Raw genomic sequence first — 21,806 nt, 5'->3', positions numbered from 1 at the left:
GATAAAGACGATACGAAACCACGTTTTCGTTGGACTAAAAATAAGCGATGTTATATTATCAAAGAAGAGGTAAAGTATGACCGCAGTTAAAGAGAAAGATTTTGCCGAAATTCGTTCGGCCTCACTAATCAGTGATAATGATACAACGGTTTTGTTGGCTTTATATCAACCGCTGGTCGGTCATGTTTCAATCGCCTTGTTTTTGACTCTTTTCAATGCGTGGAAACTCGAACGGGATCAGGTGTTCTCAATCGGTGACTTTCTTTCTTTGACCGATATGAATTTAAATGCTTTTAACTTGGCGCGCCAACGACTCGAAGGAGTTGGTTTACTGCGAACATATTATGAACAGGAAAAGGATTTTTCCTTCTATACATTTGAATTATATGCCCCTAAATCGCCCTATGATTTTTTTGACGATCAACTTTTTAAAGGAATGCTCATCAAGTCAATTGGTTTGAAGGCGACCAATCACCTTTTAAAACTTTTTCAAGCGGATGAAGTTGTCAACGGCAAGCAGGAAATATCGGCATCATTTGTTGAAGTTTTTCGCCCTGACTTCAATGATCCAGCTTATAACAACGCCCTTAATAATTTTGCCTCCTCCATTCGGCACGGAAAGCTCGATGTCGATTTTGACGATGATAAGTTTTTTGAGGAACTTTTAAAGCAAGGTATGATTAAAAGAGATGCTCTAGCAAGTGATGAATATAAGCACGCCAAGCAATTGGGGACTTTATATGGTGTCGATGAACAGATTTTGGCGAAATGCGTTATTTCAAGTTATGCGCCCGACGAAACTTTAGGTCAAAGAGTGAATTTTTTAATCTTGAAGAATTATTTGGATGAAGAAAAAAAATACACTTTTGCCCAACCGAAAAGTAAAAGGAAACAACTTTTACATAGCGAGGCTGAAGTTAGTAAACTTATTAACGCAATGGAACTGAGCTCGCCCATCGATTTTTTGGCTTTGCTTCAGGGAGGGCGACCGATCGTTCCCAGTGATCGCCAACTTTTAGAGGACTTATCAATTAAATACGGACTTACGAATGGCGTTATTAATGCCTTGGTATTTACGGTTTTAAGACTCAAAAACAACCAATTATCATATGCATATACGACTAAAATTGCCGGGGCTCTCGTGCGTGAAAAAATAGATAGCGCTCTCGATGCGACCAATTACTTACGCGATAACCTAAAGGGATTTGCCAAAAGAAAAAAAGGTCTTCCTAGCAACGAAGAAAAAGGCGATGACCAAGACAAAGTCAAGATTGCAAATGAGATTAGTGATGATGAATTGAAAGAATTGGAACGGGCACTTAAGGAGCAAGGTAAATAAATGGAAAAAATTGATGTCAGCAAATTTCAAAATAAAGATTACCAAACTGCGATTGAAGATCTTTTAAGAAAAATTTTCAGCGACCGAAAAGTTTGGACGGCTCTACAGGGGGTGGGGGTCGATGAGGCCATCGCCCGTGCAAATTTAGGGACGATTCTGGAATTTTATGACAATTTTTACGCTTGCGAGAAGTATAATTCTAATCCGGGTGATGACGATAAACGCGGGCCACTTCAACTTAATCTTCGGCTTGAAGACGGGGTCTTGATGCGAGAGTATGCCCACTGTCAGGCCGATGATGCAAAGATAAAGCGCAGCAAAAATGTCATTTGTAGCGATTTACCATCCGCGTGGAGCAAATACCGTTTAAATGGCGATTATACTGCCGATATTACGACCAAAAGAGGACCGCTTATTCTTGAGTTTTTAGGCAATCTTAAAGATCCTAAGCACTGGATTTTTATCAGCGGTGATCACAACAAAGGAAAAAGTTTTTTAGCCGGCATTTACTTTAATGAAATAATCAGCCGAAATTTGGGAACAGCCGCTTTTATCGACACTCCCAAGACGATTAAAGAAGTAAATGACACCTACTTTAATAATCGGGATGAAGCTGACAAAGTGCTTCAACAATTATCCGAAGTTGATTATCTTTTCCTCGATGGCTTCGGCAACGAATACATCAGCGATTTTACGCGCGATAACTTTATTTTACCTTTAATCAACGAACGTTCCAAAGAAAGAAAAATAACTGTTTTCATAAGCAACTACCATCTCGAGGACATCGATGTTGTATATGGCCTCAGAAGCAAAGCCGGACAACTGAAGGCCAAACAAATAAAAAGTATTATAAAAGCCAATATTGTCCAAGAATATTATTTGGATGGAATTGAAACTTATTGACGCGAACTTTTGATATCAAAAATAATTTTGTTTACAGTTGTTTTCAGCTCTTCTTGAGAAAAGAGGTTGATTATCAAATAGTCGACCTTTTTTTCATAGCGAGCAAATTTGTTCGAAGCATTTAAATTTAAAGATAAATCAACATCGCTGCCGCGATTTTTGAGAAACTCAATCTGCTTGCTGGTTTCGGTGGTAACACCGACTACATATTGCATTAAATCCTCAAAACCACTTTCAAAAAGAAGCGGGACCTCCGCCACTAAAAACGGTGCCGAAGAATTGGCAATCGCCTCTTCAAGTTTCGTCCGTACTAGCGGGTGAATTACGTGTTCAATCGCCTTTCTTTTCCGATCATCACCGGCGATGATTTGCCCGATTTTTCGCCGATCGATTCGGCCCTCACTATCAGTAATATTTGTTTCCAAGATTTTTTCAACGACATCTTTAAATCCGGCATCATCATATAGCCCTCTGACAACCATATCGCTATCAAATGGCACAAATCCCGCCGCGGTGAATATTTTCGTGACAAGGCTCTTTCCGCTGGCCACGGGGCCGGTTATTCCGACAACAACCGGTTTTGTGGGATTGATCTGGCAGTAGGGACAATAGGTTGTTCCCCGTCCGCCGACACGAATTTTTTTCATAATGTGCCCACAGCGAGAGCATTTTTCGCCTTCCCGGCCATAAGCCTGAAGCGTATTTTGAAAATGACCATCAATGCCTTTTGAGGGGTGATAACTACGAATGGTTGAGCCTCCAGCGGCGATGGCTGCGTTTAAAATACGAATCGAAGACGAGATAATATCATCGGTCTGCGATTTCGACAGCGTACAAGCCGGAGTTTCAGGATGAATTTTTGTCGCAAAAAGGACCTCATCCGCGTAGATGTTGCCTAATCCGGTCATTATTTTCTGATCCAAGATTGCTTCTTTTGTCGACTTCTTCAATCGATGAAGCCGTTGGTAAAAATAGTCCTTATCAACAACGAATGGTTCCGGACCGACATTGGTTAACTCCTTTTCCGTTAAAAAGTGCTTCTCGTCGGTCAATTTCATAATTCCGAATTGCCGCGAATCATCATAGCAAAGACGTTTTCCGCTTTTAAAAACGAATAAAACACGACAAAAGCGACTAATTTGATCCTTAGGACCAATCTCGATATACTTTCCTTCCATCCGTAGATGAGATAGCAACACCAAATTATTATCCAAATGAAAAATCAAGTACTTACCAATACGCGAAATGCTCGTAAAATGATGTCCCCGAAGGGTATTAATAAATACATCGGGGCTTCCTTGAACAATGCGTTTTTTATAGACGACAATATCGGCAATTTCTTCATTTTTAACCACCGGCTCAAGCAATTTGCGAACCGTCTCTACTTCAGGTAATTCCGGCATTTTTCTTTCCTCACTTATTTAGCATCGTACCAAGTGTGACCATAATGGCCATCGACTTTTAACGGAACATCAAGCGCGATAGCCTGTTCCATAATTTCCCTTATCGCTTGATCGACAATTCCCTTTTCCTTCTTGGGCACTTTGAATATCAATTCATCATGTATTTGTAAGACCATCTTTGTTTCAAATTTTCGTTTTTCCAACATCGCCTGAACTTTTACCATGGCAATTTTAATTAAATCCGCGGCCGTTCCTTGAATCGGGGCATTCATGGCGGCGCGTTTGGCAAATTCTCTTTTCTGGTAGGCGGAATCATTTAATTCAGATAAGTATCTCCGCCGACCGAACAAGGTTGAAACATAGCCGTCTTTTTCGGCGTTGCTGATAATCGATTTTAAGAATAGATCTATTTCGGGGTATGCAAGATAAAAGTCTTTGATGATCGTGCCGGCTTCGTGCGGAGATATAGACAATTGTTCCGCCAATCCCCAATCGCTAATTCCGTAGACAATCCCGAAATTTACCGCCTTTGCTTTCCTTCTTTCATTGTCGCTCACGGGGGAGTGATGGAAGACATGGCTAGCCGTCAAGGTATGAATGTCGGCCCCCTCCTTAAATGCGGTAATAAGTTTTTCGCAGTGACTAAGACTCGCGAGGATGCGAAGCTCAATTTGCGAGTAGTCAAAGGAAAGAATCTGGAAGTCCTTGTCCGGATAAAAGAAGGCCTGACGAATCATCTTCCCCTCTTCGTCCCGGATCGAAATATTCTGCATATTTGGGTCCGAACTGGAAAGACGTCCGGTGGTGGTTTCCGTTTGATTGAAGTTAGCGTGAATCTTTCCGTCAGGGAAAATGTAATTGACAAGACTATCGATATAGGTGGATATCAACTTGGCATACTTACGAAATTCAAGGATTTTACCAACAATCGGATGCTTATCGAAAAGATGCTTAAGCTGATCTACGGACGTTGATTTTTTTCGATTTGCGGGAAGTTTCAACTCGTCAAAAAGGACATTTCCCACTTGCGCCGGAGAGGCAATGTTAAACTCATGACCGGCTAAAACATATATCTCTTCCTGCAGAGTATTAATCTGCGCCTTAAATCTTTCCCCGATACTTTTGAGCGTTGTCTGATCAAGAGGAAAGCCTTCCACTTCCATATGGCTCAGTACCGAAGCCAACGGAAGTTCAATTTGAAAGAAAAGCTTATCCAACTGACTATTCTTTATTTTCATTAACGCCGAATCCGCTAACTCAAAGGCTCCAATAGTCTGTAAAATTATTTCCTCCTCGTCAGTTTCAACGGCAATCGCCGGCACAGGGGAGGCAAAGTAGGCATAAATCTGTCTTATTGAAGATGAAAGCGAAGAATCCAAAAGGTACATTGCTAACTTTAAGTCAAAGCAAATTCCGTCAATTTGCATTTGATTATCAAGCATCAAGACTTCGGATACTTTGGCATCAAAAACATATTTTTTTATATTTTGATCAATTAGCATTTTGCGGATAGCGTCGCTTTTTAAGTCGGAGGAAGACAAATGGAAACAGTGCTGATCAGCGGTATATATGTAGGCGGCCATAATAGCCGATTGGTGGTAATTTTTACCTTCATACACCAGACCAAGACCAATCTTGTCTTCAATGTGCTTAAGACTTCCTTCACTCCATTTTTCGATTTCAATCGTCGGGGCGGCCGTTTCTTTTACGTATTTTTTATTTTTCGAGACACGATTTTGCAGTTGATTAAGTTCATATCGCTGGGTAAAGGGCAAAACAACATTCAGATCGTAGCCCGAAAATTTCGTTTCGGCAATGGAAAAGGGCAAAGGGACATCGGTCATAATCGTCGCCATTCGCTTGTAGAACAAGCCATCTTCCTTATAAGTAATCAGTTTTTCACCAACTTTATTATGCATATTCGGCGCTGCCTCAATAGCTTTTTCCAGTGATCCATACTCAATTAGCAATTTAGTGGCGGTCTTTTCACCGATTCCGGGAACGCCGGGAATATTATCGCTACTGTCGCCGGAAAGACCTTTAAAATCGCGAATGGCATCGGGTGGGAATCCATATACCTCTTTAACTTTATCGGGAGTCATATCAATTGTTTCAGAAAGACCCTTTTTCAATATTCTCACCGTAATATGATCGTCGACCAATTGCAAAAAGTCACGGTCGGAAGTATAGAGTAAGACCTCATATCCCTCCTGTTCGGCTTTTTTAGCGGCCGTTCCGGCAATGTCATCACCCTCAAAACCATCGAGTTCAAAAGTAAAAATATTAAGCGCCTTTAAAAGCGATCTGGCGATTGGAAATTGGGTGACCAATTCTTCCGGGGCCGGCTTACGATTGGCCTTGTATGATTCCATTTCCTGTTTTCGAAGGGTGTTTTTGTTAGTGTCAAAAGCCACTAAAATGTGTGCGTCATCCGGCATTTCATCAATTATTTTGCCAATCATGTTCGAAAAAGAAAAAATTGCGTTAGTGGGGATTCCATCCTTTGTATGCATTAATTCCGGGCCATTATAGGCGGTCGCATAATAGGCGCGAAATAAGAGCGAGTTGCCGTCGATAATAATCATTTGTTTCATGTTCTAGTCCTCCAATAGTTCGACTTTATTAACAATATAAGTATTCGGCCGTTGGTAATCTTGGCGGGCAACGACAATGACGATGTTATTTTTTTCTAAAATAGATATGTACTGTTGGTAGGTTGAAGGAAAAAAAGTAAAATCGAATTCGCTGTTTTGATCGTAGAGTTTGACAAAAGCCATCGGTTTTCCCGCTTTTGTTCGGATTACTTTAATGCTTTTAATGATACCCACTAATGAAATGTCATTTTTGCTGGTAAGAATATCCGCTAATGGATGAGCACCTTTTTGTAATATTTGTTCTTGCTTATAGCGGAGTGGATTTTCCGAGAGCATTACTCCAAGCGTCTCGTATTCGCGGTTAAGATTATCCAGAGGGTCGTCCTCAACGCGTTCAATGGCCGGAGCAGGTGTTTTTTCAAGGGTGAGATTTACCTGTTCGGGGTCGTTACTGCCGATGAGCGAAGCAAAGGAAAATAAAAGCGGAGCATTTTTTCTCAGACTGGCACGCGAGTCATATATTTGGTCAAATGCGCCGGCATCAATCAATTTTTCTACTTGATTGATGGTTATTTTATAGGGGTGAAGACGCGTGATGAAATCGGCAAAACTCCTAAATGGGCCGCGAAGATCCCTTTCTTTTAAAATGTTGTTCGATGTCTGATTATTTATGCCGTGAATGGCGACGATGGGGAAAATAAGCGCCCGGTCTTTTACCACAAAAGAAAGATTTGATTCATTAATTGAAGGACCGAAAATCTTTAAGTTTCGTTTTCTCATCTCGGAAAGATAGGATTGAAACTTCGTATCGTTTGTAGAATTGGTCGCATCGAGAATGGAGGCATAAAATTCCGCCGGATAATGAACTTTCAAATAAGCCATCTGGCAGGCAAGTTTGGCATAGGCGACGGAATGTGATTTATTAAAGCCATAGTCAGCAAACTGGTATATGGTGTCAAAAATCTTTTCCGCCAAATCTTTGGGATAGCCGTTGGCGATGGTTCCATTAATAAACGTCGCTTTTAACTCGGCAAGTTTTTCCGCATCTTTTTTGGAAATAGCCCGCCGAAACAAATCGGCTTCCGCTAGACTCATGCCGGCTAACACCTGAGCGATCTGCATAATTTGCTCTTGATACACGATGATTCCGTAAGTTGATTCAAGGATGGGCCTTAACACTTCCGCATCATAAACGATGGGTTCACGTCCCTCTTTTCGCCGCGCATATAAAGGAATATTTTGCATTGGACCCGGTCTAAATAAAGCCAAAATTGCCACGATATCTTCAAAGGAAGACGGTTTTATTTGATCGATGGCATTGACCATTCCCGTACTTTCGAGTTGGAATATTCCCATCGTCATTTTATTGGAAATAAGTTCAAAAACTTCCATTTCGTCGTAAGGAATATTATCGACGGTAAAAGCGGTTGCATAGTTGGTGTTTATATTAACCAAGCATTTTTGGATGGTAGAAAGATTTGTGAGGCCAAGGATATCCATTTTTAAATACCCCTGACTTTCAAGATAGTTCATTTCGTATTGAACCAAAAGATTGCCATTGCTGTCGCTTTGAACCGGTATCGAGTAAAATAGGTCATCATTGCTAAGAACGACGCCCGCGGCATGCATTCCGCTTTGCCGGGGCAGTCCCTCAATTTTGCTGGCCAAAGTAACGATTCGTAAATAAAAAGTGTCGCTATCGATAAGACGCTTAAAGGCGGGAATTTTCAGGTAAGCTTCCCGGAGAGAGTAATTATAGATCCCGAGTGATTTGCTGAGAAGTTCAATGTGGCGAATCGGAAAATCAAACACCCGGGCTACATCGCGTAAAGACTGCCTTGCACCGATGGTCTGGAAAGTTACGATGTTGGCCACGCGATTTTTCCCATACTTATCTTTCAAATAATCGACGATTTCCTCGCGCCGATCATCGGCGAAGTCGATATCTATATCCGGCATTGTTTTGCGTTCAGGATTTAAAAACCGTTCAAAAAGAAGATTCTCGGGCAGCGGATCAATCTCGGTAATTCCCAAAGCATAACTTACTAATGATCCGGCCGCTGATCCTCGACCGGGACCAACGGGAATTCCCTTTTGGCGCGCATAATTAACGTAATCTTGAACAACTAAAAAATAATCATCATATCCCATCGAATGAATGACACCAAGCTCATAATCAAGGCGCTTTTGATATTCACTGTTTTGCGTAAGACCCAATTTTTTAAGCCCGGCATTGGCAAGACTGGCCAACAGTTCCCGTCCGGGAATTGAACTTGGAAATTGAATGAGACGACCACGCTTACTCGAAATCGCATAATCGGGCATGTCGGCTAAAGTGAACGTGTTTTCAATTTCTTTTTTTGTGTAAAATTTCTCTATTTTCCCCGGTTCAAGAAAGTAATAAGGCCCGGGCAAAGGAGTGGTGTTATCCTCTAGCTTATTATCATGGCTGATAGCCTCTAGAATCTCAATCGTATAGGCATCTTCGGCCTGGGCATAGATTATTTTTGGAAAGGCAACAACCTCATAGCCATACTTATCGGCAAATTTTCGACTGTATTCAGCCGCGGATAAATCATTGTCCGAGTTAATTTCTATTCCCAAAAAGAAAACAGAGAAAATGTTCGCATAATCACGAATCATTTTTATTAGTTGCGGATTTTCTTCTTTTAAGAGGCGGTCGATCGGATCCTGACGAGTATTGATGATCAAAGCGACACCATCACTATGCTTCCTCAATAAATCAAGGGTAATAGTCTGGAAACTTTTCGCATAAACTAAATAGGCGAGGTTACGATATCCATTTTCGGAGACGGCGTAAAAGGAAAGAATCCAATCCTGACATTCGAGATCAACGCCCAATATTGGTTTTATATTAGCCAAACGGGTCTTTTCAGCAAATTCCATCCATCCGTAAGCGACATTTATATCGGTGATTCCCATCGCCGAAAACTTCATTTTCTTTCCCACATCCAAAATGCGATCAACAGTTAATGCCGATTGCAAAAACGAATATCCACTGCGAACGTGAAGAGGAACAAAATTCATAATAAAACCACATCAGTATTTTATCACAATGAACGGGCTCTTGGGGCTAATAAGAAAAAAAGATTGTCAGTGACAATCTCATTTTGCAAATAACTTATCCAACTCGTCGATTAATTGGGGAAGCTCATCAAGACTAAAGAGGGTAGCCCCGCTAGCCTGTGGATGACCTCCGCCATGAAAATGCGCGGCAACACCATTGATTGACTTTTCTTTGCTGCGTAAGGAAACCCGCCATTTTTTGTTTGGCCGATCTTCAGTTATCGATGCCCAAGCATTGATGCCATCGGTTTCGGCAAATAAATTAACGTTTTCCTTTCCCCGTTCAACGGGAATATTTAGCTTGTTTAAGTCTTCATCGGACAAGACATAGTAGGCAACGCCATTCTTTGTCACTGAAAAGTGATTTAAGATATAGCTCATAACATATAGATCATTCAAAGTTCCCCCATACATTTTAAGGTAGACATCGCGTGATAAATCAATTCCGGTATCCATCAATACCGCGGCCGTCATAAAAGTATGAGGGGTAGTCGATGAGTATTGGAAACGTCCCGAATCGCCGGCGATGCCCGTATAAAGAAAAATCGCGGCTTCCTTTGATAAAACGTTGGTTTTGCGTGGGCAGTTGACGATGAAGTCGGCGATAAGTTCAGAAGTAGCGCACATGGCGGTATTGACTAAATTTAAGTCGCCGTATTGTTCAACCGCCGGATGATGGTCAATTTTTATCACAAAATCGGCATAGTGGAATCTTTGATCTGCTACCCGATCGGCGTTGCCGGTATCGACGACGATAGCCAGAAAAGGCTTTTTTAGCCACTCGTCGTCCACTTTGTCAAGAGGCGGATATAACCGAGGGGTAAAAACGACATGATTTTGCCCTAAGGCCACAATTTCCTTTTCTGGAAAATTATCCCTTAGCCAAGTTGTGAGCCCCATTTGGGTACCTAGGGCGTCATAGTCGGGGGAAGCATGAGCGAAAACTGCAATTCTTTTGTATTTTAAAATTTTCTTATAAATAGCATTATAAGAAGCTTGATACTGCGTTTTAGTTTGCTTAAAGTAATCGGTTCTGATTTGCATAAATTTTATCTCCTTTCAAAAGATAGACTATTGTAAAGGCAAAAGATAAAATTATCAACCTCAAAACACATAACTTTTACTTTTTGAAAATTCTCGCCATGCCACCTTGGACCGTTTCCCGGTAATTAACGTTTAAATCGCGGCCGGTCTCAAGCATGGTGGTTATCATCTGATCCAAACTAACACGATGATCATAACTGACATATTGAGCCAGAAAAACCGCATCAAGGACCTGCAGAGCATTAATCGCATTTCTTTCGATACAAGGAATCTGCACATAGCCGTCAATCGGATCGCAAGTAAGACCCAAATGGTGCTCCAATGATACTTCGGCCGCATATTCCATTTGATCAATTGATAATTTATGAAGATAGGCAATTGCCGATGCCGCCATCGCCGAAGCCACACCAATCTCGGCTTGACATCCGCATTCCGCCCCTGAAATAGATCCGTTTTGCTTGATGGTCACCCCGATAATCCCCGCAACCAAGAGCGCCTCATAAATTGATTTCAAAGGGTATTTCAAATTATGATGATAGAAATATAATAACGCCGGCAATACACCACTAGAACCGCAGGTCGGAGCTGTAACAATTACTCCTCCAGCCGCATTTTCTTCACTGGTAGCGTAGGCATAAGCCATTATTATTTGTGCGCGTTTTTCCGCTCGGGTGGGGAAAGTGTCATTCAGTTTCAGCAGTTGCCGGGCTTTTCGCTTTAAATGCAACGTTCCCGGCAAAAAGCCTTCGCTTTTAAGTCCCTTTAGAATGGCGTTTTCCATTGTTTTAAAAACCAATTCAATATGAGCCATCAGAGTTGAATCTTCGAATTTTTTAGCAAGCAGCGGTAAAGACATATTATTGTCAAAGCAGTATTTTTTAATAGCGGTAAAATTAGCAAACGGGTAAGTTTCTTTAATCAGCAGTGGGTCTTCGCCTTTTTGCCGAATGTTGCCGCCACCAACCGAGAAAAAAACCCGGTCTCCCAAAATATTGTCATTGCTGTCAAACGCCAAAAAGCGAATGGTGTTCGGATGCTCCAAATTTAAATTCTTAAAGTCAAACACGATATCTAATGGTTTATTTTCGGATTTAAAAAGTGTCGCTAAAACATGATCAGTCAAATGACCATGTCCCGTCAGCGCCAACGAGCCATATAAAATAGTTTTATAATGGTCGGCACAAGGAAAAACCGATAAAAATTTTCTTGCCGCTTGGGCCGGTCCCATCGTATGCGAACTGCTCGGACCAAAACCTATCTTATAGAGCTCGCTGATTGATTGCATATTCTATTTTAAATTAAGCAAACGCACAACGTCTCTTGCAATCATAATCTCCTCATCGGTTGGAATGACCGCGACCTTAATCTTGCTGTCGGGAGTAGATATGATTTCAGTTTTACCGCGGAGTGGTAAATTCAATTCTCGATTGATTTTGACGCCTAAAGCCTCGCCGATTTGATCGCAGATTAACTCCCGATAAAATCCGGAATTTTCTCCGATACCGGCGGAAAAAACAATAATATCGGCCCCGCCAAGACGAACAAAATATTGACCGATGAAATCGGCCACTCGGCGCGCAAAAAGTTTGTTCGTAATATCGGCTTGAACATTTCCTTTTTCGGTCGCTTCTTCGATATCACGGGTGTCGTTGGAGATTCCTGAAACGCCAAGCAATCCGCTCTTTTTGTTGAAAATGTCATACATTTCATAAACATCTTTTCCCGTGCATTTGCAAGCGTACATCATAACGGACGGGTCAAGATCACCCGTGCGCGTTCCCATCATAATGCCACCAAGCGGGGTCAATCCCATCGATGTGGCGACGCATTTACCATCGCGGATGGCGGTAATTGATGCTCCGCTTCCTATGTGGCAAGAGATAACGCGGGGATGGGCAATCTCAGGTATAAGTTTTGCCGCTTCTTCACCGAGATATTTATGGCTAGTGCCGTGAGCGCCATAGCGGCGAATATCGTATTGCTCATAATATTCGTAGGGGATGGGAAAAAGAAAATCTTGCGGCTCCATTGTCTGATGAAAAGCAGTGTCAAAAACCGCGACGGCGGGAACATTTGGCAGGACATCTTTAAAGGCATGAAAACCGACCAAATGGGCTTTATTGTGGAGAGGGGCCAGAGGAATAAGACTGGCGATTTTGGCCTCGGTATCGTCATTAAATATCGCCGAATCGGAGAAGTATTTTCCGCCCTGGACCACGCGGTGGCCAATACCGCCGATTTCATTAAGACTATTCAATATCTTATAATCAATCAACGCGTCAAGAAGAAGTTTAACTCCGACTGCATGATTAGGAAGCGGAAGAATTTTTTTGATGGTTTGCCCACCGAAAGAAATCTTAAATATTCCATCGTCATGGCCGATTCGATCAGCGATTCCCGAACATATAATCGTCTCTTCTGGCATTTGATACAACTTAAATTTTAGACTGGAACTGCCGGCGTTAACGGCCATAATTTTAATGCTCATAATTATCTCCTAAAACATTTTCAAATTATAGGCGCTCAATGGCTTTTTCGCAACCTTTGCAAAGAAAAATGTCTTAATTATACGGAAAAATGTTTTCTAATATGAATTATCTTAAATTACAGTTGATTTTGTAAGAATAAATCCCGATAAAATCGTTTGATTGTCTTTGATAATTTTCTTAACAGGAAAATGTAAGCGGTTTACTTAATATTGCTTAATTTTTTTAAGTAAAGAATAAAATTCCTTTTTTTGTCAACCGGTTTTATTTATAATGAAATAGTAAAAACAGGAGGATGATATGGCATACGGAATGCTCTATGACTATCTTACTGGTCAGTCAATTGACGGTTTTCGTTATTTTGGCGCTCATTTCATCGAGGATGTAGTCGAAGAAATTGATATCCTGCCTCCGATAGAAAAAGGAAAAAAACCGACGAGTGAAAAGAGAAAAATTACTCGTAAAGGAGTTGTTTTTCGTCTCTATGCGCCGCTGGCGGCTGATGTCAGTGTTATCGGTAGCTGGAACAACTGGCAACCGGGAGCAAATCCTATGAAAAAGATCGACCCGGCGGGTGTTTTTGAAACGACAGTCTGGGGATTGGAAAACTATGATTCATATAAATTTCATTTTCTTGATGCCAAGGGAAATTATGTAGATAAAGCCGATCCTTTCGCTTTTTTCTCGGAACTTCGGCCTAATTCATGCTCACGCTTATTTAATATCGATGGGTTTATATGGCACGACAAGCCCTATATGAATAATCGGAGTCGCAATTTCGACCGACCGATGAGTATATATGAGATTCATTTAGGATCGTGGCTCGGCAAGATTGAAAATCGCTTTTTGAGTTACGAAGAGGTTGCCGATTATCTTATTCCCTATGTTAAGGAACATGGTTACACCCATGTTGAGATTATGCCGATTACCCAATACCCATTCGATGGAAGTTGGGGCTATCAGGCAACTGGCTTTTATAGCGTGGACAGCCGTTATGGCAATCCAATGCAACTTATGAGTTTTGTTGATCGTCTTCACCAAGCGGGAATCGGCGTTATATTAGATTTCGTTGTCGTTCATTTTGCTCCGGATCCGTTTGGATTGATTAACTTTGACGGTTCTCACGTTTATGAATACGATGATCCAACCAATACCTTCTCCCAATGGGGTTCCCCTCAATTTGATTTAGGAAAAGACCCCGTCCGAAGTTTTCTTATGTCGGCAATTGCATATTATGTTGAGTATTTCCATTTTGATGGTGTGCGGGTCGATGCGGTTAGCAATATCATCTTTTGGGATGGAAACCGCGCCCGTGGGGAAAATTCGGGAGCCATTGAATTTGTCAAGCGTCTAAACGGAAAACTACACTATCGTTTCCCGGCCCTGATGATGATAGCTGAAGATAGCAGCGATTATTCGGGAGTCACTCACTCGCTGGAATACGGAGGTTTAGGTTTTGATTATAAGTGGGATTTAGGTTGGATGAACGATACTTTAAAGTATTATGCCCTCGATCCGGTGTACAAGAAATACGATCATAACAAACTTACCTTTTCTATGGCCTATTTCTACAGCGAGAATTTTCTGTTGCCCCTTTCGCATGATGAGGTTGTCCACGGCAAAGGAACATTAATTAACAAGATGTGGGGCGATTACGACCAAAAGTTTGCTCTTTTGCGTAATCTTTATGTTTATATGTTTGCTCATCCGGGGAAAAAACTTTCTTTCATGGGAAACGAATTGGCGAGTTTTGATGAATGGAACGAAGAAAAATCACTTCCGTGGGAACTAAAGAAATTTCCTAAACACGACAGCGTTTCTCGGCTTGTCCGCGACTTAAATCGAATCTATGTCTATGAGGAAGCACTAAGTTTTGAAGAGTATAATCCGTCGCATTTTAATTGGTTGATGGTCGATAACAGCAATCAATCGGTTTTTGCCTTTGAAAGACGGGTTGGAAAGTCACATTTGATATTTATATTCAATATGACACCGGTTTATTATGAGCAATATGACATCGGCGTTACGCGCGCCGGTCAGTATATTGAACTGTTTAATTCCGACAAGGATGTCTATGGCGGCTGGAACCAATACAACGGACTTCCCTTGGACACCATTTCAACTTCCGGACCGGAAAATCACCCCTTCCGCTTAACGATAAAACTGGCGTCTTTGGGAGCGATTATCTTAAAGTACAACGAAAAGTAATTACAAGTAAATTAGAGGAAAGAATTATGGTACACAGCAATATGTTTGATAGTAAAGAAGTCTTTAAAAGCGAATTTGAAAAACGTTTGATTGAGAAATATGGCCGCTCGGTTAAGGAAAGTCACATTACCGAACGGTATGATATTTTAGGCACGATGGTTCGCGATTTTAGCGCTTTTAATTGGCGCAATACCCGCGATGAAATTATGGCCGATAATCGAAAACAATTGATATATTTTTCAATGGAATTTTTAATTGGCCGCTTGCTGGTCAACAATATGATGAATTTAGGAATCTACTCGGTCGCGCGCGATGGTTTAAAGGAAATGGGAATTGATATTCACGATCTAGAAAACCAGGAAGCCGATGCTGGACTGGGCAACGGTGGCCTCGGACGGCTAGCGGCTTGCTTTATGGATTCAATCGCCTCGCTGGGCTATCCAGGCCACGGCAACTGCATTCGTTATGAGTATGGATTTTTTAAACAAAAAATCGTAAATGGCAGTCAGGTGGAAGTTCCCGATCAATGGTTGGTAAATGGCAACGTTTGGGAAGTTAGAAAACCCAAACACTCGGTCGAAGTAAAGTTCTATGGACACGCCGAGACTTATACCAAAGCGGACGGTAGTTATGGCATTCGAACGGTGGATCCGGTCTGTGTTAAGGCGGTGCCCTATGATATGTCGATTATTGGCTATCGTAACGGCGTGGCTAATACGCTCCGTCTATGGAGCGCCGAACCTAGCGAAGAAAATCTTCCCAAGGATCAGGCTTTTGAAGATTACCTGCAGACCCTTAAAGAACTCTGCCACGGCCTATATCCCGATGACAGTACGGAGCACGGAAAACTTCTGCGTTTACGTCAACAATACTTTCTCGTCAGCGCCGGACTTCAATCGTCGGTTCGCGGGCATCTGAGAAAGTACAGTTCGTTGAAGAATTTTAAAGATAAGTTTGTTTTTCAGCTTAACGACACGCATCCGATTTTAGCGATACCTGAGCTGATGCGAATTCTAATGGATGAGTATGGCTTTGGTTGGGATGAGGCTTGGGATCAAGTCACTCACGTTATGGCCTATACCAATCACACAGTTATGGTTGAGGCGCTGGAAAAATGGCCGATACAATATGTTCAGACGCTGACCCCACGTTGCTACATGATCATTGAGGAAATTCATCGCCGGTCGCAAATATTCTTTAACGAAAGAAAATTGTCCGATGATGCCAAACGCAATATGGCAATTCTTCGCGATGGCATGGTCCATATGACTAATCTTGCGCTATATACCGTCTATAGCATTAACGGAGTCGCGGCCCTACATACCAAGATTTTGGAAACGCAAACTTTCCCGGATTTTTATAAATTAATGCCTCAAAAATTCAATAATAAAACCAATGGTATTACCCATCGCCGGTGGTTCCTGTATGCCAATCCTGAACTAGCGAAAGAAGTGACTAACCGGATTGGCGAAGGCTGGATTACCGCCCCTTCCGATTTGGAAAAATTAAGATCCTTTGTCGATGAAAAGGAACTTCAGGACGAATTTTTGGCGATTAAACTTGAGAATAAACGAAAACTTGCCGCCTATGTGAAAAATCATAATAATATCGACATTGACGTCAATTCAATTTTTGATGTTCAAATTAAGCGTCTTCATGCCTATAAGCGCCAGTTGATGAATGTCTTTCGGATTATGTATCTATACAATAAAATTAAGAACAATCCCGATTATAAGCCGATGGCAAAGACGTATATATTCGGAGCGAAAGCGGCGCCAAGTTACTTTTTTGCCAAAAAAGTAATTGAATTAATCAATGCGGTGGCCGATATGGTTAATAACGACGAGTACGTATCGCAATTTATGAAGATTGTCTTTATTGAAAACTATTCGGTAAGCAGCGCGGAAGTTATCATCCCCGCTGCGGATATAAGTGAACAAATATCAACAGCGGGAAAGGAAGCCAGCGGCACTTCCAACATGAAGTTTATGATGAACGGCGCTTTGACCCTGGGCACTCTAGATGGTGCTAATGTCGAAATCAGCGAGCGCGTGGGGTCGGATAATTGTTATATTTTTGGGTTGAAAGAAGAAGAAGTTATGGCTAAGCGGAACAGCGGTTACAATCCTTGGGATGTCTATAATTCCGATGCTGATGTCAAGATTATCATCGATAGTTTGATTAATGGTTTCTGGAGCAATGGGGATAACGATAAATTTCGGGCGATTTTTGATGAAATCATGTATCGGGGCGATGAGTATCTAATTTTAGAAGACTTTCGCGCTTACCTGGAGGCTTCAAAAAAGATCGACCAATTCTACTATTCAAATCGCAACGAATGGGCGCGGGCATGTCTTTACAATATTGCCATGAGCGGTTTCTTTTCCACCGATCGGACCATCAGCGAGTATAATCGCGATATCTGGCATTTGGAGGTCTTATGAGCGAAGTCTTTGCCCTCAATCTGCTGTTTTCTAAACAAAGCGAGTTGGATAGGCGAATTCATGCCGATAAAAATGTTGATTATGCATCGACATTAGTTAAAAGAAAACTCGCTCTTCTGGTTGAACTCGGTGAATTTGCCAATGCCACGCGCACTTTTAAATTTTGGTCTACCAAGACCGGTGAGTCGAAAGAACGACTATTGGATGAGTACGCGGATGTTCTACACTTTTTGCTTTCGTTGGGACTGGCTAAAAATCTTAAAGTTGAACAAATTGAATTTTTGGAGCCGAGAACAAATGTTCTCTCAACGCTTATTCTTGATGTCTATCAGAAGTTCGAGACATTTTTTATCAAGGAATCTCTAGCGGAGTATAAGGCTGCTTTCGCTTCTTTTTTAACGATATCCAAGGCAATAAATTTTTCTGAAAGCGATATCATAGACGCCTATTTAAAAAAAAATGCCGAGAATTTTAAACGTCAAGACAATAATTACTGAAGTGAGGATTTTATTATGAATAAAGAAGAAAGATTACTTTTACTTAAAGAAGTCTCGGAAGTTCGGGGAATTTCCGGGAATGAAAGGGAAGTAAGCCGTTTGATTCAGCGGTATTTGAAGGATGACGTCGATCATTTTGAATTTGATAATCTCGGCTCTACTTTAGCCTATTTACCGGGAGAAAAAGGAGAACCGACCGTTCTTTTTACCGCCCATATGGATGAGATTGGTTTTATGGTCCTACGCATTGAGGAAAGTGGACTTATCCGCCTCGGCAATGTCGGAGGGTGGTGGGGTCACGTGATACCGGCGCATGAATTTGTTGTTAAAACACGGGATGGTCATGAATACGTCGGAGTTACTGGGGCACAGCCTCCGCATGGGATGCCCGCCGATCAAAAAAACAAGGTCATGGATCTCAAAGATATGTATCTTGATTTAGGTGTTGATAGCCGAAAACAGGTTGAAGATATGGGAATCAGAATCGGCGACACCGTCACTCCCCTGCAAAGTTTCCGCGTGATGAATAACGGAACCGCGCTTCTTGGCAAAGCCTGGGACGATCGGGCGAGCGTAGCCGTCGGCATTGAAGTTATTAAAAATTTAAAAGCTCGCGGCCATAGATGCAACGTTGTTTTTGCTGGAACCGTTCAAGAGGAAGTAGGTTTGCGGGGGGCGGGAACTGCCGCTTATCATGTTAAACCCGATATTGCCTTTGCAACCGATGTTACAATGTCCTACGATTTACCGGGGGCCCCTAACTCACCTTCGCGTTTGGGAGCGGGAGTGGCTCTTTCCATTATGGATAGTTCAGTCATCGCGCATCGCGGTTTGTTTGATTGGGTGGAATCAATTGCCCAGGAAAGAAAAATTAAGTATTGCTACGATTTATTGACCGCCGGCGGAACGGATAGCGGCGCTATCCATAAACAATTTGATGGCATAGTGAATATGACGGTAAGTTTACCTTGTCGTTACTTCCATAGTCACGTGAGTATCATCGATTATAATGATTATGTGGCGATGGTCGACTTGATGACAGAAGCCATCGCGCGTATTGATAAGGAAGTTGTTGTTTCGCTAAAGGAATCGAAGCACTGAGCTGCATTTTATTTCTCTTTTTATTTGAAAATAACTTGGTTTATAAAGAAAAGCCTCGAAAGTAATTCGGGGCTTTTTATTAAAAGTGAAAATTAATAACATCAAATAGGGCAAAAGATTAATTATCGCTCTCGCGCATAAGGCGAACTTTTTTGGCAGTGAAAATCAATATTAAACCCATAATAACGGCAACGACCGCTTGCACGATATCAAAAGGCGAATAAGCGACAACCGCTCCCCAGCCTCCGTATAAAAGGTAATAGGCAAATGCATAGCCGATGACCATAATCAAACTCGAGATAACAATGCCTACGTAGCGAACAAATCCCTTTCCGTAGCGGTAAAAAAAGCCGGCAATAAGACCCATGACAAATTTTATTACAATGGTGAAAGGTAAGAATTGAATATATCCGAACGTAAAATCCGCCAATCCGGCTCCGATGACGCCGACAATTCCTCCCGATATCGGATCGATAAAGCAGGCAGCAAAAAGAATTATGGCATCCCCAAAATTCAAATAGCCTTGGTTCCCGGCATAGGGCACTCGCAAAAATGCAGTAGCAAGGTAGGTAACGGCGGCTAAAAGAGCGATTAAAGTCATTTTTCTGACAGTTGAATTTTGCATAACAAATCCTCAATTTGATCTTCCGAAAAAACTTCTATTCCGTGAGCGAGCAGCAGATCGGCTGTCACTCCGTTCCCCGGGGCCAATGTTTTGCTAAATGTGCCGTCATATATCAGCCCTAAGCCACATGACGGTGACCTACTTTTTAAAAGCGCAAAACGGACGTTATTGGCCTGAGCAAGCTTTAAAGCTTTGTGCGCTCCCTGTAAAAAGAAAGAAGTATTATCCGCGCCTAGTGAATTGATAACTTTTTCGCCATTTCTTTCGCTGGGAGCACGGGGCGTTGGTAGGCCGCCTTCAACTTCCGGACAAATCAATATAAAATCAAAATATTCTCTTAAGGATTCAATATCCCCGTTGATTTTGCTCCGGCCATCGTAGCGACAATTAATTCCAACTAGGCATGCCGATACTAAAATCTTTTCCATCATTCTTCCTCGTAATTATTCTATATTATTCGCTTTACTTTTACTAGTTTTCGTGCCAATAATCGCTATACTATTGATATGAGAATTAAAGAAGCGACAATTAGCATTAATAACCGACTCTACAAGGTTAATATTACCCATAAATTGATTAAGAATATATATCTTCGTTTTCGAAATGATACTTTTTATGTCAGTGCGCCTCCGGTAGCTACAAAAAATTTAATATTTCAAATTATCATTCAGTCCGGGGAAAATTTGATTGCTCGGACCGAAAAAAAATTATCTTTAAACCAAGTTGCAAATTATCTGTTCGGCAAAAAGATTGAGCGCGATTTGAGCGAAGAAGAAAAAAAAGATCGTCTGTTGGCCTACTTGGCAGTCAAAGTCCCCTTTTTTGAAAAAAAGATGAACATCGCGCCTTTTTATAAGATTAGGGTACGAAGTATGCGAAAACTGGCGGGTTCAAATTCGCGGGCAAGCCATACTTTGACGTTTGCCAGTTTTCTTGTTCATTATGATTACGCCATCATCGACTCGATCATAATTCATGAGCTGGCCCATTATTATGAGTTTAATCACGGCCCGCATTTCTACCAGATTATTTATAAATATATGCCGGATTATCACCGACTATCCAAACAGATGAAGAAAGGAATTTACCATGACGCGAGAAACGAAAATTATATCTAGTCGAAGCAATGATTTGGTCAAGCAAGTCATCGCCTTAAAAGAAAAAAAATATCGCGACGCGACCAATAGCTTTATTATTGAAGGCGAACACCTATTTTCGATGGCTAAATCAAAAAAAGTCATTCAGAAGGTTTTTTGTTTAAAAGAGGGGTTTGACCGCGATGAAATAAGGGTCAGTTATGATGTGATGGCGAAGATGAGTTCATTAAAATCGGTTCCGGATGTGCTGGCGATTGTCGAAAAGCCGAATGGCAGCGTTATAAATAAGACCAACCTTTTATTTCTTGATGGGATTCAAGATCCGGGCAATATGGGAACCATCATTAGAACCGCGACGGCATTCGGTTTTGAGGGGATTATCGCCAGTTACGAAAGTGCCGATTTTTACAATCAAAAAACGATCATGGCCTCGCAAGGAACAATTTTTTCGCTTCCCCTGGTACGGATGAGTTCAAAAGAGTTTATCACCTATGCCCGGGAGAATAAATATCAGATTATCGCTTCTTCGTTAGATAAGGAAAGCGTCGATATCAAAAACCTGAAAGTCAAAGGAAAATATATCTTAGTAATCGGTAACGAAGGTCAGGGAATAAGCGAAACTGTACTGAAGGCGGCGACGGACAAGGTGATCATTCCCATCAAAGATGTCGATTCGTTGAATGCCGGAGTGGCCGCGGGCATTTTAATGTATCAATTAAAGCAAAATACCCACTTATAACTTTTTCGGCTGCGTGTTATAATTTAATCGGCATTGATTCGGAGTAGTACGTTTGTCTTCTATTGTCAGCGAGGGAGTGTTGGTGTGAGATCCCCAATAGAGTTAACCGAATTCACCGATGAGCCGGGTTAAGATCGCCCCGTAGCATGCGTTAAATGCAATTAAGAGCGTAAAAATAATACTTACGAATCAGGATGGTACCGCGAATGTTCGTTCCTGAACGTAAGTTTTTTTATTTT

Annotated in this window: 16 protein-coding genes; 8 read left to right on the top strand and 8 right to left on the bottom strand. The window is 41.6% G+C overall.

The features are described from left to right. Positions 1-76: 76 nt before the first annotated feature. A complete protein-coding gene (locus tag PKC96_05150) occupies positions 77-1,339 on the top strand; it encodes a DnaD domain protein (GenBank protein HMM00711.1) in 1,263 nt (420 codons plus the stop codon). Continuing rightward, positions 1,340-2,242, top strand: a complete 903-nt coding sequence (locus PKC96_05145; GenBank protein ID HMM00710.1) for a hypothetical protein — start codon at positions 1,340-1,342, stop codon at positions 2,240-2,242. Here the strand turns inward: PKC96_05145 and mutM are convergent. The 6 genes from mutM to PKC96_05115 all read right to left on the bottom strand — a co-directional run bounded on the left by mutM (position 2,236) and on the right by PKC96_05115 (position 12,858). After that, positions 2,236-3,645, bottom strand: a complete 1,410-nt coding sequence (gene mutM, locus PKC96_05140) for a DNA-formamidopyrimidine glycosylase (GenBank protein ID HMM00709.1) — start codon at positions 3,643-3,645, stop codon at positions 2,236-2,238. The genes PKC96_05145 and mutM overlap by 7 nt on opposite strands. Before the next feature lie 14 nt (positions 3,646-3,659). Further along, a complete protein-coding gene (gene polA / locus PKC96_05135) occupies positions 3,660-6,239 on the bottom strand; it encodes a DNA polymerase I (GenBank protein HMM00708.1) in 2,580 nt (859 codons plus the stop codon). 3 nt (positions 6,240-6,242) lie between these two features. Next, positions 6,243-9,287 carry a DNA polymerase III subunit alpha gene (locus PKC96_05130; GenBank protein ID HMM00707.1) on the bottom strand — a complete coding sequence of 1,015 codons (3,045 nt, stop codon included), beginning with the start codon at positions 9,285-9,287 and terminating at the stop codon, positions 6,243-6,245. 78 nt (positions 9,288-9,365) lie between these two features. Continuing rightward, positions 9,366-10,370: a bifunctional oligoribonuclease/PAP phosphatase NrnA gene (locus PKC96_05125; protein ID HMM00706.1), complete on the bottom strand. Its 1,005-nt coding sequence runs from the start codon at positions 10,368-10,370 to the stop codon at positions 9,366-9,368. Between the two features lie 76 nt (positions 10,371-10,446). Beyond that, positions 10,447-11,655, bottom strand: coding sequence for an L-serine ammonia-lyase, iron-sulfur-dependent, subunit alpha (locus PKC96_05120; protein HMM00705.1), 1,209 nt, complete (start codon positions 11,653-11,655; stop codon positions 10,447-10,449). 3 nt (positions 11,656-11,658) lie between these two features. After that, complete coding sequence (locus tag PKC96_05115) at positions 11,659-12,858, bottom strand: acetate kinase (GenBank protein HMM00704.1); 1,200 nt, start codon at positions 12,856-12,858, stop codon at positions 11,659-11,661. Between the two features lie 298 nt (positions 12,859-13,156). Between PKC96_05115 and glgB the strand changes: the two genes are divergently transcribed. From glgB to PKC96_05095, 4 genes are read left to right on the top strand one after another with little or no spacing between them, the layout of a single operon-like run. Further along, positions 13,157-15,064, top strand: coding sequence for a 1,4-alpha-glucan branching protein GlgB (gene glgB, locus PKC96_05110; GenBank protein ID HMM00703.1), 1,908 nt, complete (start codon positions 13,157-13,159; stop codon positions 15,062-15,064). Positions 15,065-15,105: 41 nt separating this feature from the next. Beyond that, positions 15,106-17,508 carry a glycogen/starch/alpha-glucan phosphorylase gene (locus PKC96_05105; GenBank protein ID HMM00702.1) on the top strand — a complete coding sequence of 801 codons (2,403 nt, stop codon included), beginning with the start codon at positions 15,106-15,108 and terminating at the stop codon, positions 17,506-17,508. Further along, the gene (locus PKC96_05100; GenBank protein HMM00701.1) at positions 17,505-18,005 is read left to right on the top strand and encodes a dUTP diphosphatase; all 501 of its coding nucleotides are present in this window, start codon (positions 17,505-17,507) and stop codon (positions 18,003-18,005) included. The genes PKC96_05105 and PKC96_05100 overlap by 4 nt, the downstream gene beginning before the upstream one ends. Before the next feature lie 15 nt (positions 18,006-18,020). Continuing rightward, positions 18,021-19,106, top strand: a complete 1,086-nt coding sequence (locus PKC96_05095) for a M42 family metallopeptidase (protein ID HMM00700.1) — start codon at positions 18,021-18,023, stop codon at positions 19,104-19,106. A gap of 118 nt (positions 19,107-19,224) precedes the next feature. Here the strand turns inward: PKC96_05095 and PKC96_05090 are convergent, their stop codons facing one another. Then, a complete protein-coding gene (locus tag PKC96_05090) occupies positions 19,225-19,731 on the bottom strand; it encodes an ECF transporter S component (protein HMM00699.1) in 507 nt (168 codons plus the stop codon). Beyond that, a complete protein-coding gene (locus PKC96_05085; protein HMM00698.1) occupies positions 19,704-20,162 on the bottom strand; it encodes a DUF523 domain-containing protein in 459 nt (152 codons plus the stop codon). Before PKC96_05085 ends, PKC96_05090 begins: the two co-directional genes overlap by 28 nt. Positions 20,163-20,237: 75 nt before the next feature. On the opposite strand from PKC96_05085, the gene PKC96_05080 reads away from it, so the two are divergent. Together PKC96_05080 and PKC96_05075 are read left to right on the top strand one after the other, a co-directional pair. After that, positions 20,238-20,849 (top strand): M48 family metallopeptidase, encoded by a 612-nt coding sequence (locus tag PKC96_05080; protein HMM00697.1) that lies wholly within the window; start codon positions 20,238-20,240, stop codon positions 20,847-20,849. Further along, positions 20,821-21,567 (top strand): RNA methyltransferase, encoded by a 747-nt coding sequence (locus tag PKC96_05075; GenBank protein ID HMM00696.1) that lies wholly within the window; start codon positions 20,821-20,823, stop codon positions 21,565-21,567. The genes PKC96_05080 and PKC96_05075 overlap by 29 nt, the downstream gene beginning before the upstream one ends. Positions 21,568-21,806 lie beyond the last annotated feature (239 nt).

It is taken from the genome of Bacilli bacterium, from assembly GCA_035326105.1.
GTDB lineage: Bacteria > Bacillota_I > Bacilli_A > RFN20 > CAG-826 > UBA7706.
Note: the sequence above shows the minus strand (reverse complement) of the source record. Positions and strands in the feature narration are given on the sequence as shown.

Excerpts from the sequence above, each read along its gene's own strand:
- PKC96_05080 (HMM00697.1), top strand. The coding sequence starts at position 20,238 with ATGAGAATTAAAGAAGCGACAATTAGCATTAATAACCGACTCTACAAG.
- polA (HMM00708.1), bottom strand. The coding sequence starts at position 6,239 with ATGAAACAAATGATTATTATCGACGGCAACTCGCTCTTATTTCGCGCC.
- PKC96_05075 (HMM00696.1), top strand. The coding sequence starts at position 20,821 with ATGACGCGAGAAACGAAAATTATATCTAGTCGAAGCAATGATTTGGTC.
- PKC96_05100 (HMM00701.1), top strand. The coding sequence starts at position 17,505 with ATGAGCGAAGTCTTTGCCCTCAATCTGCTGTTTTCTAAACAAAGCGAG.
- PKC96_05115 (HMM00704.1), bottom strand. The coding sequence starts at position 12,858 with ATGAGCATTAAAATTATGGCCGTTAACGCCGGCAGTTCCAGTCTAAAA.
- PKC96_05120 (HMM00705.1), bottom strand. The coding sequence starts at position 11,655 with ATGCAATCAATCAGCGAGCTCTATAAGATAGGTTTTGGTCCGAGCAGT.
- PKC96_05090 (HMM00699.1), bottom strand. The coding sequence starts at position 19,731 with ATGCAAAATTCAACTGTCAGAAAAATGACTTTAATCGCTCTTTTAGCC.
- PKC96_05150 (HMM00711.1), top strand. The coding sequence starts at position 77 with ATGACCGCAGTTAAAGAGAAAGATTTTGCCGAAATTCGTTCGGCCTCA.
- mutM (HMM00709.1), bottom strand. The coding sequence starts at position 3,645 with ATGCCGGAATTACCTGAAGTAGAGACGGTTCGCAAATTGCTTGAGCCG.
- PKC96_05105 (HMM00702.1), top strand. The coding sequence starts at position 15,106 with ATGTTTGATAGTAAAGAAGTCTTTAAAAGCGAATTTGAAAAACGTTTG.
- glgB (HMM00703.1), top strand. The coding sequence starts at position 13,157 with ATGGCATACGGAATGCTCTATGACTATCTTACTGGTCAGTCAATTGAC.
- PKC96_05130 (HMM00707.1), bottom strand. The coding sequence starts at position 9,287 with ATGAATTTTGTTCCTCTTCACGTTCGCAGTGGATATTCGTTTTTGCAA.
- PKC96_05145 (HMM00710.1), top strand. The coding sequence starts at position 1,340 with ATGGAAAAAATTGATGTCAGCAAATTTCAAAATAAAGATTACCAAACT.
- PKC96_05125 (HMM00706.1), bottom strand. The coding sequence starts at position 10,370 with ATGCAAATCAGAACCGATTACTTTAAGCAAACTAAAACGCAGTATCAA.
- PKC96_05095 (HMM00700.1), top strand. The coding sequence starts at position 18,021 with ATGAATAAAGAAGAAAGATTACTTTTACTTAAAGAAGTCTCGGAAGTT.
- PKC96_05085 (HMM00698.1), bottom strand. The coding sequence starts at position 20,162 with ATGATGGAAAAGATTTTAGTATCGGCATGCCTAGTTGGAATTAATTGT.